At 73.2% G+C, this 246-nt stretch carries 1 protein-coding gene; it reads right to left on the bottom strand.

Going from position 1 to position 246, the window contains the following annotated elements; genetic code table 11:
* Positions 1-246, bottom strand: a 246-nt coding sequence (locus KZZ07_RS27280) for an L-dopachrome tautomerase-related protein (protein WP_219520160.1), incomplete at both ends; no start/stop codon positions are given.

The raw sequence follows: 246 nt of genomic DNA, 5'->3' as shown, positions 1-246 counted from the left end.
CCAGGCCCTCCTCGGACCGCGTGCTGGCATGGTCCGCGAGGCGCCGCACCACCCGCCCGCTGTCGAGGTCGACCGCCAGGATCGCGCCCGCGCCGGCCTGGCCCTGGTCGGTGACGTAGGCCAGCGCGCGGCCGTCGCGCACGTCGACCCGCAGGTCGTTCAGAGAGGAATCCGGAACCACGCCCGCGTCGAGGGGGATCGTCCGGCGGATGCTGTTCCGGCCGATATCGATCGCCAGGATCTTCG

The sequence above is a fragment of the Mameliella sp. CS4 genome, assembly GCF_019392335.1.
In the GTDB taxonomy this organism is placed as follows: Bacteria; Pseudomonadota; Alphaproteobacteria; order Rhodobacterales; family Rhodobacteraceae; genus Antarctobacter.
This window is presented reverse-complemented; position numbering and strand designations above follow the sequence as displayed.